At 53.8% G+C, this 17859-nt stretch carries 16 protein-coding genes; 10 read left to right on the plus strand and 6 right to left on the minus strand.

What is annotated here, in order from left to right; translation table 11 throughout:
• Positions 1-79 precede the first annotated feature (79 nt).
• The 3 genes from FUA23_RS01675 (at position 80) to FUA23_RS01685 (ending at position 2570) form a co-directional block, all read left to right on the plus strand.
• Entirely contained in the window at positions 80-943 is an 864-nt protein-coding gene (locus FUA23_RS01675; RefSeq protein WP_147928972.1) for a CPBP family intramembrane glutamic endopeptidase, read from the plus strand.
• Between the two features lie 162 nt (positions 944-1105).
• Positions 1106-1927 carry a type 1 glutamine amidotransferase gene (locus tag FUA23_RS01680; RefSeq protein ID WP_246143987.1) on the plus strand — a complete coding sequence of 274 codons (822 nt, stop codon included), beginning with the start codon at positions 1106-1108 and terminating at the stop codon, positions 1925-1927.
• 286 nt (positions 1928-2213) lie between these two features.
• On the plus strand, positions 2214-2570 hold the full coding sequence (locus FUA23_RS01685; RefSeq protein WP_147928973.1) for a hypothetical protein: 357 nt from the start codon (positions 2214-2216) through the stop codon (positions 2568-2570).
• Here FUA23_RS01685 and FUA23_RS01690 read toward each other — a convergent pair.
• A complete protein-coding gene (locus FUA23_RS01690; protein WP_147928974.1) occupies positions 2560-3333 on the minus strand; it encodes a DUF481 domain-containing protein in 774 nt (257 codons plus the stop codon). The two genes, FUA23_RS01685 and FUA23_RS01690, sit on opposite strands and share 11 nt — an antisense overlap.
• A gap of 83 nt (positions 3334-3416) precedes the next feature.
• On the opposite strand from FUA23_RS01690, the gene FUA23_RS01695 reads away from it, so the two are divergent.
• Together FUA23_RS01695 and FUA23_RS01700 are read left to right on the plus strand one after the other, a co-directional pair.
• On the plus strand, positions 3417-4115 hold the full coding sequence (locus FUA23_RS01695) for an endonuclease III domain-containing protein (RefSeq protein ID WP_147928975.1): 699 nt from the start codon (positions 3417-3419) through the stop codon (positions 4113-4115).
• Between the two features lie 153 nt (positions 4116-4268).
• Positions 4269-5132: a hypothetical protein gene (locus FUA23_RS01700; RefSeq protein WP_147928976.1), complete on the plus strand. Its 864-nt coding sequence runs from the start codon at positions 4269-4271 to the stop codon at positions 5130-5132.
• A gap of 26 nt (positions 5133-5158) precedes the next feature.
• Here FUA23_RS01700 and FUA23_RS01705 read toward each other — a convergent pair whose 3' ends face one another.
• On the minus strand, positions 5159-6085 hold the full coding sequence (locus tag FUA23_RS01705) for a ribonuclease Z (RefSeq protein WP_147928977.1): 927 nt from the start codon (positions 6083-6085) through the stop codon (positions 5159-5161).
• Positions 6086-6177: 92 nt separating this feature from the next.
• Positions 6178-6558: an STAS domain-containing protein gene (locus tag FUA23_RS01710; RefSeq protein WP_147928978.1), complete on the minus strand. Its 381-nt coding sequence runs from the start codon at positions 6556-6558 to the stop codon at positions 6178-6180.
• A gap of 403 nt (positions 6559-6961) precedes the next feature.
• Here FUA23_RS01710 and FUA23_RS01715 point away from each other — a divergent pair, with 403 nt between their 5' ends.
• Together FUA23_RS01715 and infC are read left to right on the plus strand one after the other, a co-directional pair.
• The gene (locus FUA23_RS01715) at positions 6962-9523 is read left to right on the plus strand and encodes an ATP-dependent Clp protease ATP-binding subunit (protein ID WP_187270847.1); all 2562 of its coding nucleotides are present in this window, start codon (positions 6962-6964) and stop codon (positions 9521-9523) included.
• Positions 9524-9962: 439 nt separating this feature from the next.
• Positions 9963-10673 (plus strand): translation initiation factor IF-3, encoded by a 711-nt coding sequence (infC, locus tag FUA23_RS01720; RefSeq protein WP_222706977.1) that lies wholly within the window; start codon positions 9963-9965, stop codon positions 10671-10673.
• A gap of 171 nt (positions 10674-10844) precedes the next feature.
• Here the strand turns inward: infC and FUA23_RS01725 are convergent, their stop codons facing one another.
• A complete protein-coding gene (locus FUA23_RS01725; RefSeq protein ID WP_147928979.1) occupies positions 10845-12155 on the minus strand; it encodes an MFS transporter in 1311 nt (436 codons plus the stop codon).
• 109 nt (positions 12156-12264) lie between these two features.
• On the opposite strand from FUA23_RS01725, the gene coaD reads away from it, so the two are divergent.
• Positions 12265-12729: a pantetheine-phosphate adenylyltransferase gene (coaD, locus tag FUA23_RS01730; protein ID WP_147928980.1), complete on the plus strand. Its 465-nt coding sequence runs from the start codon at positions 12265-12267 to the stop codon at positions 12727-12729.
• Between the two features lies 1 nt (position 12730).
• Here the strand turns inward: coaD and FUA23_RS01735 are convergent, their stop codons facing one another.
• Together FUA23_RS01735 and FUA23_RS01740 are read right to left on the minus strand one after the other, a co-directional pair.
• Positions 12731-13756: a hypothetical protein gene (locus FUA23_RS01735; RefSeq protein WP_147928981.1), complete on the minus strand. Its 1026-nt coding sequence runs from the start codon at positions 13754-13756 to the stop codon at positions 12731-12733.
• A gap of 353 nt (positions 13757-14109) precedes the next feature.
• A complete protein-coding gene (locus tag FUA23_RS01740; RefSeq protein ID WP_147928982.1) occupies positions 14110-15165 on the minus strand; it encodes a sugar phosphate isomerase/epimerase family protein in 1056 nt (351 codons plus the stop codon).
• Between the two features lie 299 nt (positions 15166-15464).
• Here FUA23_RS01740 and FUA23_RS01750 point away from each other — a divergent pair, with 299 nt between their 5' ends.
• The gene (locus FUA23_RS01750) at positions 15465-15983 is read left to right on the plus strand and encodes a DinB family protein (protein WP_147928983.1); all 519 of its coding nucleotides are present in this window, start codon (positions 15465-15467) and stop codon (positions 15981-15983) included.
• Between the two features lie 289 nt (positions 15984-16272).
• On the plus strand, positions 16273-17766 hold the full coding sequence (locus FUA23_RS01755; protein ID WP_147928984.1) for a hypothetical protein: 1494 nt from the start codon (positions 16273-16275) through the stop codon (positions 17764-17766).
• The last annotated feature ends 93 nt before the right edge of the window (positions 17767-17859 follow it).

Raw genomic sequence — 17859 nt, forward strand, 5'->3', positions numbered from 1 at the left:
CAGACCTTAAACACACCTTGCACCCGCGCCCGCGCCTTTATATTTAACCACTTTTTGAAACCTTAAAACGCCTAAGCTGATGCGCGACCCTAAATTCCCGGACTGGAACCACATTGTAATCCTTGCTCTCATTTTCATCGGCGGCTCCATCCTGGGAGCCATCCCGTTAATCATCGATACGATGGCCAGTGGGGTGAATATGGAAGACCTGGCGCAGGGGCTCGACATGAGCGCTAGCATGAGCCGCTGGGCTTTCATCGCCTCCGGTACTCCGCTGGTGCTTTGCATCCTTTACGCCTGGAAGAAGATGGGTAAGCCCCGTTGGTCACTTGGTTTCGAAAACGTTACGGTCGTTACGGCGTTGCTCAGTATTTTCGGTACGCTGCTGGTCTCTAACGGAGTTTCCGCTACGGCCGAATACCTGCCCGGTTACGAAGGCTTTGCCGAAATGATGGAGGATATGATGGTTCCCGGAATTGGCATTGCACTTGCCGTTGTGGTGGTAGCGCCAATATTTGAAGAAGTTTTGCTGCGGGGCCTGATAATGCGCGGCTACCTGCGTAAAACAACACCCTTTAAGTCTATTCTCTTTTCTGGTCTGATTTTCGGGGTGATGCACATCTATCCTGTGCATGTCTTTTTCGCGAGCATCATGGGGTTCTGTCTCGGGTACGTTTACTACCGGACCCGCTCGCTGGGGTTGGTGATTCTGATTCACTTCATCAATAATGCGATAAGCTACTACTACGGCATGCAGGCCGACGCACCGGAAAGCAGCGAAGAGTTGTTGGGCACCGGCCCGTTGGGCGTGTTGGGTATGGCTGCCGTACTGACGCTGGCGGGAGTTGGTTTACTCTGGTTTCTGGCCCGGAATTATCCGCTGGCCCCTCCTCCGCCTGAAGACCTGGAACCGAAAGATGCTCCGGCCCTGGCGGAGCTTTAGAGACCGAACCGGAGGAGGTTACGAGGCAGGCAGCATTTAGTCTGGCCAAAACGTTAACATCCTATTATTCCTGGTTTTCAGGTAAACCGGGTTACTTTACCGCCGGTTTAACGTCTTTTAAGCCGTGATCCTTTCCCCCGACCTCACGAAACCAAATCAGTTATGAGCCGTCTCCGCCTTGCTATCCTCGACCTCTACAACGGCATCCCTAACCAGGGAATGCGCTGCATCCGTGAACTGGTGGGCCGCTTCGCTGACCGCGTTGACTACGAAGTCTTCGACGTCAGGGTAGACGGCGTTACCCCCGGGATGGATTTCGACATATTCATCAGCTCCGGAGGACCCGGTGATCCGCGCGAAGTCGACGGAGCATGGTACAAAGCATGGACTGACTGGTTAGACAACGTGATGGCCTTCAACGCTGAAAACGACCGCAAGAAGTACGTTTTCTTCATCTGCCACAGCTTCCAGATGGCCGTTCACCATTTTCAGCTCGCCGAGGTGACCGCCCGTAAAAGCATCAGCTTCGGAACTTTCCCGATTCATATGACCAAAGAGGGTAAAGAAGATCCAATCTTCCGCGGGCTCGACAATCCCTTCGTCGCTGCCGATTTCCGTCACTTCCAGGCCATCCAGCCCGACGACGAGAAACTGGAAGAAGTTGGGGCTGTCTTCCTGGCTAAAGAAAAAATACGGCCGCACGTAGACCTCGAGCGGGCCCTGATGGCCGTACGTTGGAGCAAAGAAGTTGTCGGTGTTCAGTTTCACCCCGAGGCGGATGCCGACGGGATGCTGGTGCACTTCAGCCGCCCCGAAATCAAAGCTGAGATCATTGCCGATCACGGCCGCGAAAAGTGGATGCAACTGATGGAAGACCTCAGCAACCCTGAGGCCATCCGCCGCACCCACGACGCAATTATTCCGGGATTCCTCGAGCGGGCAACCTCCGCACTGCTCGAAGAAAAAGAGGTCTCTACCATGTAATGCCGACAGCAGGAGAGCGGGGGTATTCTGATTCACTGAAATTTAAGCCCCCAAGCGGTCGACCAAAGTGGTTTCCCGTATTGTTTGCCTGTATATACCGGAACCAAAGTGGTTTGGGACTTTATCGCTTGTTATCGCGGCGCCTGGCGGCGTTGCTGAAAACCTTACCTGGCTCAGGCCAGGCGCGGCTTTCAGCGCCTTACCAGCCACCACGCTAACGGCGCGCTAATTGTCCCAAACCACTTCGTTTCCGGTATAAATGCATCGCTAACCATACTATCATCCCGTGGCAAGATCCTCCCGCAAGCATTACATCAACTTCGCTATTTTCGGTCTTTTCAGCCTGACTTTCGCCTCCTTTCTGGCGGTTGCAGCTTATTATTACTTCACCGACGGAAAGAACATGACCATTGAGTCTTTCGCTCCGGGAGTCCCGGCTTTCTTCCTGTTCTTTCTCGCCAGGAAAGAGTGGCGAAGCGCCCGTGCAGTTCGCAAAATGGAACGCAGGCCGGTGGCAGATCCCGCCGAAGGCATCGACGAGCTGATGGCTATCGCTGCGCAGCGGGTGGAAGAGAAGAAAAAGCCGGTCGCACCTTCGGATGCCGAAGGCCATGATACTGCCGGGGAGCCGGTCAGAAAATAATCCGCAGACCATTTAGCCACGTGAAAACCGTTGCCGGAACCTCGGGGAAATCCCGGTTCACGCGCTCATCGTAGGTCAGGGAGAAATTTGATGTGAACCGCAGGGAATTGCTGAAAGTCACGGCAACACTAGCCACCGAAGAAATACGGGGGACGGTAAAATCGGGAAGGCGCGGCTGATAATAGCTGGTGCTCGCCAGCGAAATTGTGGGCGTCAGCTGGGCCCGGATGGTGAAGTAATTGCTCATCCGGTGGTCGCGGTACACGATTTCAGAATCGGTCATTTCATCGTATTCGTGCATGTATAGGACGCCGAGGTAGGCGCGCGATTGTCCGTTACGGTAGAGCCTCCTCCGGATGCCGCTTCCCACCAGAAAGCGGAGATTGAGGCGTAGCTGCTCGTTGTACTGCACCTGGGTGAAAGTCTCCCAGCGCCATCCATCCTTTATCTCCCAGCCGTACCGCGCGTGCAGGAACCCGGCGTTGGTTGCGTTATCACCGCTGACCTGTACGAGTTTATAATCGCTGAGAAAAAGGACATTACCCCGCTGCCCCAGCCGGTCGAGGCGTAAAGCCCCGCCTACGGTGATAACGGTGTTGTTGTTTTTGGTGAGGCTTCCGTTTACGTCCAGCTGCCCGAACCAGCCCAGGGAGTCCAGGGCCTTACGCTTGTCTTCGATATTCACGATTTGGGCGCGGGCGCAGGTGCAGGGTGTCAGAACAGAGAGCAATGCAAGAACAAAAGCACGGATAAAGAAAATCATAAGTATTCAGTATTAAAACACAAGATAAATGGCAGCGGCGTAACGAACGCAGCTGCGCGGGCTCGCTTTATAACTCTAAAAAAGTGACGCCCCAGGAAAAAACCTTGCTTATTGATGAAATTCTTGCCGCGCATTACGGCGCGCCCTTCATTCCTTTCAGCTACCGCGACCCGCTGAGTGAGTTGGTCAGCGCAATGCTGTCGCACCGCACCAGGAACGCCGTAACCCGAGTGGCTTATCTGAACCTGAAAGAGCGGTTTGCTACCTGGGAGGAGGTAATCGAAGCTCCGACCGACGAAGTTGAGGAAGCCATCAGGGGCGTCACCTTCCCGGAGGTAAAAGCGCCGCGAATTCAGCAGGCGCTGCGCGAAGTCGCAGCCCGCAACATGGGGGAACTCAGCCTTGAAGGACTGCACGAAGTGAGCGTGGAGGAAGCCCGTTCGTGGCTCGAGGCCATTCCCGGTGTTGGCGCTAAAACCAGTGCGGCAGTATTGAGCTTCAGCCACCTCAGAATGCCAGCTCTGGTGGTCGATACCCACCACCATCGGGTAGCCCTGCGGCTGGGCCTGGTGCCGGCAAAATCAAGCCTGGACAAAACAGCCCGCATCCTGCAGGCTTTCATCCCCGAAGATTGGGACGGCCAAAGGGTGTACGACAGTCACCAGGGGTTTATGCGGCACGGCCAGAAAGTCTGTCACTGGCGTAAACCGAACTGTCAGGTGTGCATCGTACGGGAGTATTGCGATCATTACGCCGCGCAAAACGCTACTTCAGAGGGTTGAACCCTACGCCAATGAAGTGAATGACTTTGGGGCCTGGCGTAGCATGTGCAAACCCGGTTTGATGCCCCTGCTAACCGGCTGTTCCCCAAACTCTGTTAACGCGGCAACATCAAGTTCGCTGGCACCGTTGAATCAGCAAAATTCCACCTGCCCATGCCCCGCCGCTACGCCTTGATTTTTATCTCTTTACTTCTGGTCCAGTTCTGCGCTGTGTACGCCTGGCAGCGTTACGAACGCAACGAGGAACTAACGAAGCTGTCGGCAAGCCTCAGCGCGACTAACCAAGCAGCCATCGCTAATCAGGAAGAAATGCTGGAGATGCAAATCAGGAGCTACGAGGAATTGATGAGGGATGGTAGTAAAGCGCGGTTTGCGCCACTGCTACATTTCGTCCTTAAGAACTATGCGGCCTACGACGAATTGACAAATGACGACAATGATAATGACTTTAGAAAACAAGCCCTTGCGCTGATCGAAGCAGTCTCTTCGGATTACGTCGCCATGATGACGGAGCATCACCTGTCTATGGACCTGAGCGAAGACGACGCTAAATATAAATGCGGCAAAATTGAGGATTCAGCGGTGATCTCGCTCGATGACCTGACCGTAATCCCCCATCAATTACCTCCTGCCTTGCAACGCGATATGGCGCAGATGATAACACTTGACTATCTCAAGGATATCCTTCTGGATGCTATGTCGATAACCTGCAGCAGAGTGTATGTTTTCGATCAGTTCTTTCCCCTCTTTATGTCTGATCGCTGCGCCTACGAGCGTGGAGATTCCCTCAACGCCCGGGTGGCAATTGGTAGTTACAGCAACGCCCTTGACCCGGCGAACGTGAAGCTTACGGTCGGTGGCCAGGAGCTCGAAATTGGCCTGGACGGTATCGCGGTGTTCAAAGCTCCGGCAGGAAAACGCGGGGACCACAGGCTAAAGACAAAGGTTGTGGTAACCAATCCGCTAACGGGAGAAGTGGAAACAGGAGAAGGGCAATTTAACTACCGGGTGGACTAAACCAGAGAGCGGAGTGTTTTGCCACATCATCTGCTCTGAAAAGGAACCGTGAAGCGGTAAAGGTCATCGGCCGCAACCGTATTGGGGAATACCTTTCGGGCTTCATTTTCGTGTCCTGCCGATGATTCGTAGCGCGTGCTGTAATGCCCGAGTACGAGTTGCCCAACCCCGGCCGCAAGGGCGGTACGTGCAGCGTCTTTGGCGGTGGAATGCCCCTTGAGGGCAGCATCCTCGGCCATGTCTTCAAGAAACGTAGCTTCGTGGTACAGCAAATTCACCCCTGCAACATACCCGGCGAGCTCCGGAAAGTATACAGTATCGGAACAATGCGCGTAGCTACGGGGTGGGGGAGGTTGGGAGACCAAATCAGCGTTGGGGATTACTGTCCCGTCGGGAAGTACGTGGTTGGCACCTGCCTTAATGGCCTTTATTGCAGTGTAGGGGAGGTCGTATTTCGCAATCGCTTCTTTGCGGATGTTGGCTTCCCGTTGCCTTTCGCGCAGGAGATAGCCATTGGTCTCGATCCGGTGTTGAAGCGGGAAGGCGAAGATTTCGAGATCACCGGTGCCAGGCAGCTGAACGGGTGCTTCAGCGCACACGGTATGAAAAATCAGATCGTAGCTGAGCGGGTACTTGTCCAGTTCAAGCAGCGCTTCGAGGCGCGGCCGCAGGTGCAAAGGGGAGGTAATAGAAAGCGGCCTGGAGCGGCCCTGCATGGATAGTGAGGAAAGCAAGGGAGCTAACCCGAAATAATGATCGCCGTGGAGGTGGGTGATCAGAATGTCGGAAACTCTCCCCATGCCCAGTCCTGCTTTCAGTAACTGGCGTTGGGTGTTTTCACCACAGTCAATAAGTACGTCCGTTGTCTCCGTGCGCAGCATGGCGGCGGAACAATTCCGGACGGCTGTTGGTGCTCCTCCGGAGGTGCCGAGGAGGATGAGTTCGAAACGCATAGTTTAGTCTGTTAGGCAGTTAGTTCGTTAGCCCTTCAAAAAGTTGCAGCAAGAGCTCCAACAGACTAACGAACTAACGGGCTAACAAACTATTACTCCTCACCTTCGCTCTGAAGGTCACGCTGAAGCTCTTCCATCATGATGAAGTCGGAGCTTTCCGAAACGGTAGGAAGGATAGTAAGAACGGAATCTACTTTGGAGATTTCAACCAGTCGCTTTACGGCAGGGTGATCTACTCCGGTAACAACGAAAGTACCGAGGTTGCTCCACAGGCGGCGGGCGGTAAGAATGGCACTAAGGCCCGAGCTATCAACGTAGTGAACGTCACTAAGGTCGAGGATAAGGTTAGTGATGCCTTCATTGGCCAGAATCACGAACTCTGACTTGAGCTTAGGAGCTACTGCGGAGTTGAGGTTTTCTTCCAGAGGCTTAATGAGGGTGTAGCGTTCCTGTTTGTCGATACTGAATTTCATACGTTATTATTTTTCGCAAAGGTAGTGTTTGCGTGGTATTAGTATTTTTAGAGAGCACAAAACGTGCCATATGGCTGGTTTATCCCGCTGCCAATTTACGAAACCCTTAAAAATGGCTTTGAGTTCAGCTTTACCACAACCAACTAACCCGGAACACGTTCTTTTTATTGGAGAGAGAAATGCGACGGCGATATGTCAGGTATTTTTGTCAGGTCAGTGCGATGGCACGGTTATTCCTCTTTAGACCTTACATTTAGGTCTCGTTCGCCAAACTTTGCTTCAACGTTCCGACGTTGCACCTGCGGCCGCGCCACCCAAAAGCTATCAATACTACGTATGTAAGCACGGGTTCAAAGACTGTGGCCTTTAGTAGGCCTGATACGAAACAAGAAAATTTATTAAAATGAATCCTAGCCAAAGAGAATTCAACCCTGAAATAAAAAAGGCCATGGCCCGGGGGAAGATGGAAGCCGAAAAGATGGGGCACGCCTATGTGGGCCCTGAACATCTTTTGCTCGGTGTGCTGTCTATGCCCGATACCCTGGCTGCCCGCGTACTGAAAAATCTTTCCGTGGATATTCAGGCTCTGAAGGACACCATCCGCCAGAATGTTCACCGCAACGGTGGGCAGGCAAGTGGCCATACTATTTCGCAGTTGCCACTTAACGACAAAGCTGACCGTGTACTGAAGGTCACTTTTCTTGAAGCGAAAGCACTGAAAACCTCAGTGGTCAGCCCCGAACATCTAATCTTGTCCATCCTCCGTAACAAGGAACTGCCCGCAACCAAAATTCTGGGCCAGTTTGAGGTGGAGTACGACATCTACAAAGCTGAACTTGATTACGTGAAAGACGAAAAAGATTTTACCGAAGACATCAACCTCCCGCTCAACGAGACGCCGGGGGAAGAAGAACAATATGAAGACGACGGCGATCAGGGCCGCGGCTTTCAGGGTGGCCAGCGCAAGGGCGCCGGCAACAACAAGAGCCGTACTCCGGTACTCGATAATTTCGGCCGCGATATTACCGCCCTTGCCGACGGTGATAAACTCGACCCGATTATTGGCCGGGAAACTGAAATCGAGCGCGTCAGCCAGATCCTGAGCCGCCGCAAGAAGAACAACCCGATCCTGATCGGTGAGCCCGGTGTCGGTAAAACCGCCATCGTTGAAGGTCTCGCCCTGCGGATCAAGGAAAAGAAGGTCAGCCGAACCCTCTTCGATAAGCGCATCGTGATGCTCGATCTGGCAGCACTGGTAGCCGGTACCAAGTACCGGGGCCAGTTTGAAGAACGGATGAAAGCGATTATGACCGAGCTCGAAAAAAGCCGCGACGTGATCCTGTTCATCGATGAAATCCATACCATCGTTGGTGCCGGTGGCGCAACCGGATCGTTGGATGCCTCCAACATCTTTAAGCCTGCCCTGGCAAGGGGTGAGCTCCAATGCATCGGTGCATCTACGCTGGATGAATACCGCCAGCACATCGAAAAAGATGGCGCGCTCGATCGTCGCTTCCAGAAAGTGCTCGTCAACCCGCCGAGTGCAGAGGAAGCTGTACACATCCTCAATAACATCAAGGCGAAGTACGAAGACTTCCACCACGTGGAGTATTCCGATGATGCCATCGAGGCTTGTGTGAAGTTCTCCGACCGGTACATCACAGATCGGTTCCTGCCCGATAAGGCCATCGATGTTCTCGACGAAGTCGGAGCCCGTACTCACCTGAAAAACATCGTTGTACCGAAATCCATCGAAGAGATCGAAGTACAGATCGAAGAGGTGAAGGTGGAAAAGAACAACGCCGTCAAGAACCAGCAGTACGAAAAAGCTGCCGATCTGCGCGATCAGGAAAGCAAACTTCAGCGTTCGCTCGAGGAGGCTCAGGTGAAGTGGGAGGAAGAATCCCGCAATGCCCGTTACCCCGTCAACGAAGAAGACATTGCCGAAGTAGTGTCCATGATGACGGGCATCCCCGTGAACCGGGTTGCTCAGAACGAGAGCAAGAAACTCGTCGGAATGGCCGAAGACCTGAAGGGTGCGGTGATTGGTCAGGATAGTGCCATCGAAAAGGTAACCAAGGCTATCCAACGCAACCGCGTTGGTCTTAAAGACCCCAGCAAGCCGATCGGTACGTTCATCTTCCTTGGCCCTACTGGTGTCGGTAAGACTGAGTTGGCCAAGGTGTTGGCGAAGTATATCTTCGACAGCGAAGACAGCCTGATCCGTATCGACATGTCTGAGTACATGGAGAAATTCTCCGTCAGCCGCCTCATCGGTGCGCCTCCCGGATACGTGGGGTACGAAGAAGGTGGCCAGCTGACCGAGAAAGTTCGTCGCAAGCCTTACAGCGTCATCCTGCTTGATGAGATCGAAAAGGCTCACCCCGATGTTTATAACATCCTCCTGCAAGTGCTCGACGACGGACAACTTACCGACGGCATGGGCCGTAAGGTAGACTTCAAGAACACCCTGATCATCATGACCTCCAACATCGGTGTACGCCAGTTGAAGGACTTCGGCCAGGGAGTTGGTTTCGCGACCAAAGCCCGCACCGAAAATGCAGAAGAGAACAGCAAGGCCGTAATCAACAACGCGCTGAAACGGACGTTCTCTCCTGAGTTCCTCAACCGGATCGATGACGTGGTTATCTTCAACAGCCTCAACCAGGAGAACATCTTCAAGATCATCGACATCGCGCTTGCTGATCTTTACAAGCGCCTGGACGGTTTGGAATTCACCATGACGCTGAGCGACGAAGCGAAGAAATTCGTAGCCGAAAAAGGTTTCGATCCTCAGTTTGGTGCACGTCCGTTGCACCGTGCTATCCAGAAGTACATTGAAGACCCGCTGGCCGAATTCATCCTCAACAACAACCCCGAAGGTGGCTCCAAACTGGTCGCTAACCTGAATGAGGAAGGTGACGGACTCACGATTGTGCAGGAGACAGCAATTGCCTCTGAATAGTAACAGTAAGGTTCAACCGGTAACGATTTGAATCACCGTAACAGCCCCGGATACAGCAACGCTGATTCCGGGGCTGTTTTTATTTTGCAGCCAGAGGTATAGTGCTGTTAATCAGGGCCTGGTCTTGCTCCTGAGTGCCGAAGGACACACCTCAAAATAAGCTGCAGAGGAACCTGAAGATCGGTTCTGTACGTCTCAGCGCCCCGGTTATTTCGCCCTGCACGATAACCTGACGCGAAGAACAGTTGTCCTAAAAGGTGCCTTTTTTGCGGTAAATGCTGATTTCCAGGCGCAAATCGCTGATTTCTCCTTAATTTTGTTAACACTCCAGAACTTATACCCGTATAAATTCTTTATTAAGGAGAGCAGCCCTTGCGGAGGACGGCTGAAAACAAGACCTCCGGCATCCTCCCTTTTTTTCATTAAACACAACAATTTTTTGGGTAGACGTAAAGGCGGCGGCCGCAAACGCACTTTCCGCAGAGAAGATACTGCACCAAAACACCGGATCAATGACATGATCCGTAGCCCCGAGGTACGCCTGGTGGGCGACAACGTAGCTGACATTTCAACTGAGCTCAACCTTAATATCGGTCCGGGACAGGTTCATGATTCCCGCCGCGCGAAGCAGTGGGCCCGTGAAGTTGATCTTGACCTCGTAGAGATCAGCCCAAACGCTGAACCACCGGTTGTTAAAATTATCGACTACAAGAAATTCCTTTACCAGCAAAAGCAGCGGGAAAAGGAACTGAAGGCTAATACGGTAAAGACCGTAGTTAAGGAAGTCCGGTTCGGACCTAATACCGACGACCATGATTTCGAATTCAAGGTGCGCCACGCGCGCGGCTTCCTCGAAGACGGTGCAAAGGTGAAGGCCTACGTTCACTTCCGTGGCCGCTCCATCGTGTTCAAGGACCGTGGCGAACTGTTACTGCTTCGTTTCATGAAGGAGCTTGAAGATCTCGGCCAGGCAGAAGCCATGCCGAAGATGGAGAAACGCCGGATGAACGTTATGATTCAGCCCAAGAAATCAGCTAAGTCTGCTTCTGCTAAGAAGAAAGCAGAAGCAGCTAAGCGCAGTAAAGAATTGAGCAAGAAGCCAATGGCTTCTAAGGCTGAAGTTGCTGCCGCAGAAGCTGAAGAGGAATAGGTTCTGCCCTTCTTTTACAAATGCAAAAAGCCCCACTTTCCATTATGGAAGGTGGGGCTTTTGGTTTTATGTGGGTCTACCTCCATTCAGTAACCTTCAGGCTCCCGAATGGAGGATTACTGCTTCTGAAAAGCCTCCATTGCATCCCGCGGCCGCGCCCTGGTGAAAAGGTCATCCAAAAAGGTCTGTTGCAGGATTCTCAGCGGTCTGCTCGGGCAGTTTAAACTTCCAGAGGATGATCATTCCCAGGGCAAAGAAAAAGGAGAGGGCGAGCAGACTGAGCCGCATACTGCCAGTAATAAGGTCGAGCAGGGCGAAGATGAAAGTGCCGCCAACGATGGCCAGTTTTTCGAGGATGTCGTAAAAACTGAAATAGCTCGTTACGTCCTCCCTTGTGGGAATAAGTTTGGCGTAGGTACTCCGGCTCATACTCTGGATGCCTCCCATTACGAGGCCAACCGCCGCGGCAACGCCGTAGAAAGTCGTTTTGCCCTGCACGAAGTAGCCCGCCAGGCAGATCAGGAACCAGATTACCAGTTGGAAGTAAATGGCTGTTTTATTGCCAAACCGCTTACTCACCGACGCGGCCAAATACGCGCCGCCAATGGCGACGATCTGGAGGATCAGGACAACCTGAATCAATTCGCTGGTCTCGAAACCCAACTCCTTTGCCGCAAAGAGCGAAGCCAGAAAAATCACGGTCTGTACGCCCGCAGAGTAGCTGAAGAAAGCGCCGAGGAACCGCAGCGTTGGCGGTGAAGCTTTCACCCTGCGCCACACAGATTTGAACTCTTCCCAGCCCTTACGGCTGACATCCGCGATGCCCGCACTTTTTTTGCGCAGGTCCTGCGGAAGGCGGGAGAAAGCGATATAGCCGAACAGTAACCACCAGAGGCCAACAGTAACGAAGGCCAGCCGCGTGGCCATGCCCGCATCCGGAATGCCGAACCATTCTGGCTTGAGGACCATCGCGAGGTTGAGGACGAGCAGCAAAACCGAGCCGATGTACCCCATCGCAAAACCTTTTGCGCTGAGCTTGTCGAACCGGTCCGGAGTAGCAATGACGGGCAAAAAGCTGTTGTAGAAAACCAAACCTCCGGCGAAGCCGATGAGCCCCAACGAGAAGCCGAACGTCCCCAGCGCAAGGTCGTTCATGTCCTGGAACCAGAACAAGCTGAGGCAGGCAATACCTCCTATCGTGGTGAAAACCTGGAGAAAAAACTTCCGCCGACCGCCCGCATCTGCGATACCGGACAGCAGGGGCGAGAGCACCGCAATGATGAGGTAGCTGATACTGATCGTGAAGGCCAGCCAGGAACTGTTGCTGAAACCGATGCCCAGCACCGAAAACTCTTCGTCGACCACCGTCTCGAAGTAAGGCGGAAAGATAGCCGTAGTGATCACGAGCGCGAAGGCCGAGTTGGCCCAGTCGAAAAGCGCCCAGCCGTTCATGGTGCGGGGGTGGTTGAGGTCGTGCTGCATGATCCACAAGGTAGGGTGCGGTACGTTAATGATTGAGGAGTTTTACGACGAATTCCAGAGATCGCAGTCCGGAGTATAACTCCTCGGCCGTAAACCTTAACTTTCCCCCATGAAAACCGCCGTATTCCCCGGATCATTCGATCCCATCACCACCGGCCACGCCGAACTCGTTCGCCGCGCCGTTCCTTTATTCGATAAAATCGTAGTGGCCGTAGGTGTCAACAGCCAGAAGAAATATTTATTTCCGCTGGAACAGCGGTTGGAGTGGTTGCAAGCCGTTTTTGCGGATGAACCCAAAGTAGAAGTGGCTAGTTTTGAAGGTCTGACGGCTCACTTCTGTAACAAGATCGACGCCAAATACCTGCTCCGTGGCTTGCGGAACGCAAGCGATTTCGATTATGAGAAGACGATCTCTCAACTCAACGACATCGTAGGGGAAGGGCTGGAGACGGTGTTTCTGATCAGCCAACCGGCGTTCTCACACATCAGTTCCACGATCGTGCGGGAGATCATTAAGGGTGGGGGAGATGCATCTCCGTTTTTGCCGGAAGGGGTGGAGATTCCTGACGCTTGATTCACCGCCAGCAGACCTCCACGAACTGTTCTCCCTTCTCTGCGCCAACCACCGTTCGGGCCCAGTAGAGTTTGTTTTCGAACAAAGCAATTTTCGGGAAGCCGGAGGAGCGGGCGGCGGAGGTTTTTGTTAGTTCTTCCCGTTTGACTTCTCCGGCGGAAGAGATGGTCCAGAGCGTGAGCGAAGCGTCATCGGAGCCTTCTTTTGTGGTGAGCCCGGTGACGTAGGCAGTGCCGTCTTCGGCCAGTTGTAGGTCTACACGGCCCAGCGGTGCCTGACCGTCGAGCAGGGTGGGGGCGTTGAAGTTTTTAGTGACGGGGTTGTAGCGGGCGAAGTTGATCTGGGCGCGGTCCGCAGGTGCAGTGTACCAAACGACGGCAATGTTTCCGGCATCGTTGGCGGCTAACGCGGGGCCGTTGACGGGACAGCCGTTGATTTCCCAATTGTCGGCATGCACTAGTTTGGGCGTAGACCATTCGTTGCCGGAGGTGGGTTTGGTCACATACGCGATGTCGCGGATCTCGTGCTCGGAGCGGTCGCGGTACGCGACCATGATAAGGCTGTCGGTGGCCACCGTAGCCGTGTTGCAGCAGTCGCAGACCCGGTGGTCGAGTTCTACGCTGGTGGAATCGGACAAAAGACTGATCGTCCGGAGGGTCATCGCTCCGCCGGCACCATGACCGTGGTCGTGACCATCGCCTGCACCTGCGTCCGCGCCCGTATCCTGCTTGGTAAACCGCCCATCCAGCCAGCTCACCTGTAAGCCACCGCCGGGAAGTGAGGCGGAAGAGAGGAAACCGTGTTCGGCGGATACTGTGTCCTGGTGGAGTTTCCCGGGGAGAGAAGAAGAAAAGGGGAATTGCAAATTGTGCATTATATCGTAATCATAAGTCCCCTCACCGGAATACTGTAGCCAGTGGTAGAAGTAGTACGATGACTCCATAAATGAATCGACAGGTACAACAGACGGAAAATCGGCCCAGTTGATGAACCAGTTTTCGCCGTATATCTCTAAGTCTGGTCCCATCCATCGATTTCCATCAAACGAATAGATTGCCAAAGTATCAATATTGCTTCCTGAAGAGTTAACATACGAAAGCCATAATTCAGTTTGACTTTTAGCCAATCTCGGCAAATGCGTCCCAGTAGGCAATTGGAAGCATTCAGTAGTTGAATAGACAGCATCCTTTTGCTTACAAGTAAGCAACAATAACCCAATAAGAACAGCCCCAATAAATCTAATCATACCACAAAGATAAAAGCCCTCCGAACTGGCCAGGGGGTCCCTTTACCAGTTCGAAGAGCTTCGTTACACAGCACCGGTTTTAACCGGGTGCCTTAAAAACAGGATGAATTTATCGGGTCGGAGACCCTCAACCCTTACCCCAGCCCCAAAATCTTCCGGTTGGTCTCCGCATCCGTACCTGCGTCAGCGAAGTCGTCGAAGGCCCGCTCGGTGACCTGGATGAGGTGATCGGTGATGAACGGCGCGCCTTCGGCCGCGCCCTGGGCGCTGGATTTGATGGCACATTCCCACTCCAAAACGGCCCAGCCGTCGTAGCCGTACTGAGCGAGTTTGGTAAAGATGGATTTGAAGTCGACCTGCCCGTCGCCGAGGCTGCGGAAGCGTCCGGCGCGATCAGCCCAACCGGAATAACCGGAGTAGACACCCTGGCGACCGGTGGGGTTGAACTCGGCGTCCTTCACGTGGTAAGCGGAGATGCGCTCGTGGTAGATATCGATGAACTGGAGGTAATCCAGGCACTGGAGGACGAAGTGGCTCGGGTCGTAGTTGATCGTTACACGGGCGTGGTTATTGGTTGCTTCCAGGAAGCGCTCGAAGCTGGTGCCGTCGAAGAGGTCTTCGCCGGGGTGGAGCTCGTAGGCAACGTCTACGCCGCACTCATCGAATACATCGAGGATGGGCGTCCAGCGTTTGGCGAGTTCGCCGAAGGCTTCTTCCACCAGGCCGGCGGGGCGCTGTGGCCAGGGGTAGAGGTAAGGCCAGAGTAAGGCGCCGGAAAAGGAAGGGTGAGCGGAAATGCCGAGGTTCTGGCTCGCCTTTGCGTTCCATTTCATTTGCTGTACGGCCCATTCCTGGGTGGCTTTTTGGTTACCGGCTACTTCGGCCGGGGCGAAACCTTCGTACATTTTGTAGTAAGCCGGGTGGCTGGCAACGAGCTGGCCCTGAAGGTGGCTGGCCAGTTCGGTGATCTCCAGGCCGTGCTCTGCGACCTTGCCTTTGAGTTCGTCGGCGTAAGTTTTAGAAGAAGCACACTTTTCGAGGTCGATCAGGCGGCTGTCCCAGGTCGGAACCTGAACGCCTTTATAGCCGAGGTCGGCCATGTACTTACAGATGCCGTCGAGAGAGTTGAAAGGGGCCTCGTCGCCCATAAACTGAGCAAGGAAAATCGCCGGGCCTTTGATGTTTGTCATGATCTGGGGTGATTAATTGTTAATTAGGGGCAAGATAAGAAAACAGAGTGCAGAAAACGGAGTACGGAAATCAAAGTGCGGAAAGCAGAGCGCAGAAAAAATAGAATTTAACCGGTTCTTATTTGGAGTTCCGGCCCCCATCAATTTTTTTCTGCTTTCTGCTTTCTGCTTTCTGCTTTCTGCTTTCTGCTTTCTGCTTTCTGCTTTCTGCTTTCTGCTTTCTGCTTTCTGCTTTCTGCTTTCTGCTTTCTGCTTTCTGCTTTCTGCTTTCGCTGTAACTTCGCCAAAAATTACCACCTATGTCACGCACAACTGACCTCCGTCCCGATGAATTCAACGCTTTTTATGCAGGCTACGTCGCGCATGTAGGCGACCTCGGTATCATGACGGCCCTGAACGAGAGCGCCGCTCAGCTTACGGACTACCTCATTCACGTCGACGAAGACCGGGTGAGCTACGCTTACGCTCCGGGAAAGTGGACCATTGCTCAGTCGTTGCAGCACATAATTGATACCGAACGGATTTTCAGTACGCGGGCCCTGCGCATTGCGCGGGGAGACCAGACTCCGCTGCCTGGTTACGAGCAGAATGACTACGCCGACATTGCCGACGTTTCCGACCGGCGCTTCCGGGATATGATCGAGGAGTTCCGGACGGTAAGGTCGGGTACTATTGCGTTGTTCAAGAGTTTTACCGAACCGGACCTGTTAAGAATGGGAACCGTTAGTGGTGGTTCGGCGTCGGTACGGGCCCTCGGTTTTATCATCAGCGGTCACGTGTACCATCACGCGAAACTGTACACAGAAAAGTACAAGTAGGCCGGGGAAAGAATGTAGCGCCGGGCACGTTGTAACTTACGTAGCCCGCTTACTACGGTAATTATGGCTCGGCAGCAGGTGCCCGGGCAGGTTCTTGCGGGCAGCAACGAACGTTGCATTTTAACTTTCTTTGCACCCGCTGCCGAGCCCCGCTGGCCACAAAGTAACGTGAAGGAGCAAACCCGATGGCCCTGCGGGCCACAGCGTCGGAACCGGACCGGACCACCGGACCGCAGTAACCAAACGTAACCCTGTCCGTCTTAAAGCAGACCACGATCAACTAAATGAAATGCGTTATCTCCAGATTATCCTTTTACTTGCCTTTACGACCAGCCTGCAGGCCGACGCCCTCAGCAGTCGTCTGCGTCTTCTCCTGCCGGGAGACGATGCCCCAACAGTGAACGAACGCCAGTTCCTTTACCAAAGGGTAAGCCTGCTTTTCGACGTGCTGGAGAACGACAAAGTCGGTCGGAAATCCATAAAAAAGAGGATCAAAAAAATAAGTTCGAGGCTCGAAGACGACTACCTGCGCGTTTATGCTCCCGACGCCCGCCTGGCCGACGCCTTCCTGACCGGAAGGTATAACGACGCAACGGCCGCGCTGCTCACCGCTCTGGCTTTCGAAGAGTTCGATGTAGAGTATGAAGGCTACGTCGATCACTGGGAAGCATACCTGGTGGCCGATCCCGACCGGGTCAATACCGTTGTGTACCAACCCGGTCACCAAAAACACAAAGACAACGCCGAGCTCGCCTTTCGCCGCAATTACCTCGAGCTGTTGCGCGCCACCCTGTTGGCCGATTTGCCGAACATGAGCAACAAAGAGGTAGACGAGCTCTTCGAGCGTTATTATTACAAGCCGGAAAAAAAGCTGTCCTTTGGTCAGCTGACCGCATTTATGCAGTTCCGGCGCGCCCAGGCAGCGTACAGCGCCAAAGACTACACCCTGGCGGTGGAACTGCTGGAAAACGCGCTCTCTAAAGAGGATCGTCCCGCTTTCCTGGTGCTCCGCAAAGCAGCCGAACTGCAGATAAAGGCCATCAACCGGCCTGAAGTAGAAGGCGACATCCCCACGCTCTTTCAGCAGTGGTCTGAAGCTCCTGACAATAAATACCTGCCTGCTGCACTCTTACAGCACTTCGATGAACAGCAGCGTCTCCTCATCGCCGAGGGCCGTATCGGTGAAGCAGCCGACCTCCTTGCCGATTACCTCAACCGCGCACCCGCTGGCAAAATCACATGGGCCGGAGAAATGAGCCGGCTTCAGAAATACCGCCTCCTGAGCCACCACTTTCTCAACGGCAACATCAGTGAAGCGCGGCGGATCGCCGAAAACCTCTACGCTGAAGACCCTGAAAACGAAACGGTGAAGTACCTCCTGGGGGAAATCGTGATCGATCAGTTGCGGCGCAGCCGCGCCACGGGGAGGGCTTTTTCTTCGGCCGTGGAGACGGCCGCAACGGATTTTCCCTTCATCCGCAGGCAAGACCGCTTCGCAGACCTGCTGCTGCGCGAACTGGCCTGGAAGGTGAGAGATGTCTTTGCCGAAGAAAACGGTCCGGGAGGGGAAGATGCGCTGCGAACCTTCCGCAATTCCCTGGTTGATATTCCCATCAACGAGAGCCGTAAAATCTGGACCCTGACGGCCTTCATCGCTGCTTCCAATTACTACTTCCGCGCAGAAGACTATGCCCGCGCCCGCTTCTACGTCGAGGAGGGCCTGAAGTACAACGCCGGCGATGAATACCTGCTGCACCGGCGGGAATTGCTGGCCAGGTATTGATCGGGCCCGTGCTTCCTTGCACAGCAGGTTGTGTCATTTCGCTGTTCAAATCAGCCGGGCAAGGAACCTAGTATTACTTTCGGGCGTTGTACC

The organism is Neolewinella aurantiaca, from assembly GCF_008014675.1.
Taxonomy (GTDB): Bacteria; Bacteroidota; Bacteroidia; order Chitinophagales; family Saprospiraceae; genus Neolewinella; species Neolewinella aurantiaca.

Excerpts from the sequence above, each read along its gene's own strand:
- FUA23_RS01675 (WP_147928972.1), top strand. The coding sequence starts at position 80 with ATGCGCGACCCTAAATTCCCGGACTGGAACCACATTGTAATCCTTGCT.
- FUA23_RS01680 (WP_246143987.1), top strand. The coding sequence starts at position 1,106 with ATGAGCCGTCTCCGCCTTGCTATCCTCGACCTCTACAACGGCATCCCT.
- FUA23_RS01690 (WP_147928974.1), bottom strand. The coding sequence starts at position 3,333 with ATGATTTTCTTTATCCGTGCTTTTGTTCTTGCATTGCTCTCTGTTCTG.
- FUA23_RS01700 (WP_147928976.1), top strand. The coding sequence starts at position 4,269 with ATGCCCCGCCGCTACGCCTTGATTTTTATCTCTTTACTTCTGGTCCAG.
- FUA23_RS01705 (WP_147928977.1), bottom strand. The coding sequence starts at position 6,085 with ATGCGTTTCGAACTCATCCTCCTCGGCACCTCCGGAGGAGCACCAACA.
- FUA23_RS01710 (WP_147928978.1), bottom strand. The coding sequence starts at position 6,558 with ATGAAATTCAGTATCGACAAACAGGAACGCTACACCCTCATTAAGCCT.
- FUA23_RS01715 (WP_187270847.1), top strand. The coding sequence starts at position 6,962 with ATGAATCCTAGCCAAAGAGAATTCAACCCTGAAATAAAAAAGGCCATG.
- FUA23_RS01725 (WP_147928979.1), bottom strand. The coding sequence starts at position 12,155 with ATGCAGCACGACCTCAACCACCCCCGCACCATGAACGGCTGGGCGCTT.
- coaD (WP_147928980.1), top strand. The coding sequence starts at position 12,265 with ATGAAAACCGCCGTATTCCCCGGATCATTCGATCCCATCACCACCGGC.
- FUA23_RS01735 (WP_147928981.1), bottom strand. The coding sequence starts at position 13,756 with ATGGGACCAGACTTAGAGATATACGGCGAAAACTGGTTCATCAACTGG.
- FUA23_RS01740 (WP_147928982.1), bottom strand. The coding sequence starts at position 15,165 with ATGACAAACATCAAAGGCCCGGCGATTTTCCTTGCTCAGTTTATGGGC.
- FUA23_RS01750 (WP_147928983.1), top strand. The coding sequence starts at position 15,465 with ATGTCACGCACAACTGACCTCCGTCCCGATGAATTCAACGCTTTTTAT.
- FUA23_RS01755 (WP_147928984.1), top strand. The coding sequence starts at position 16,273 with ATGCGTTATCTCCAGATTATCCTTTTACTTGCCTTTACGACCAGCCTG.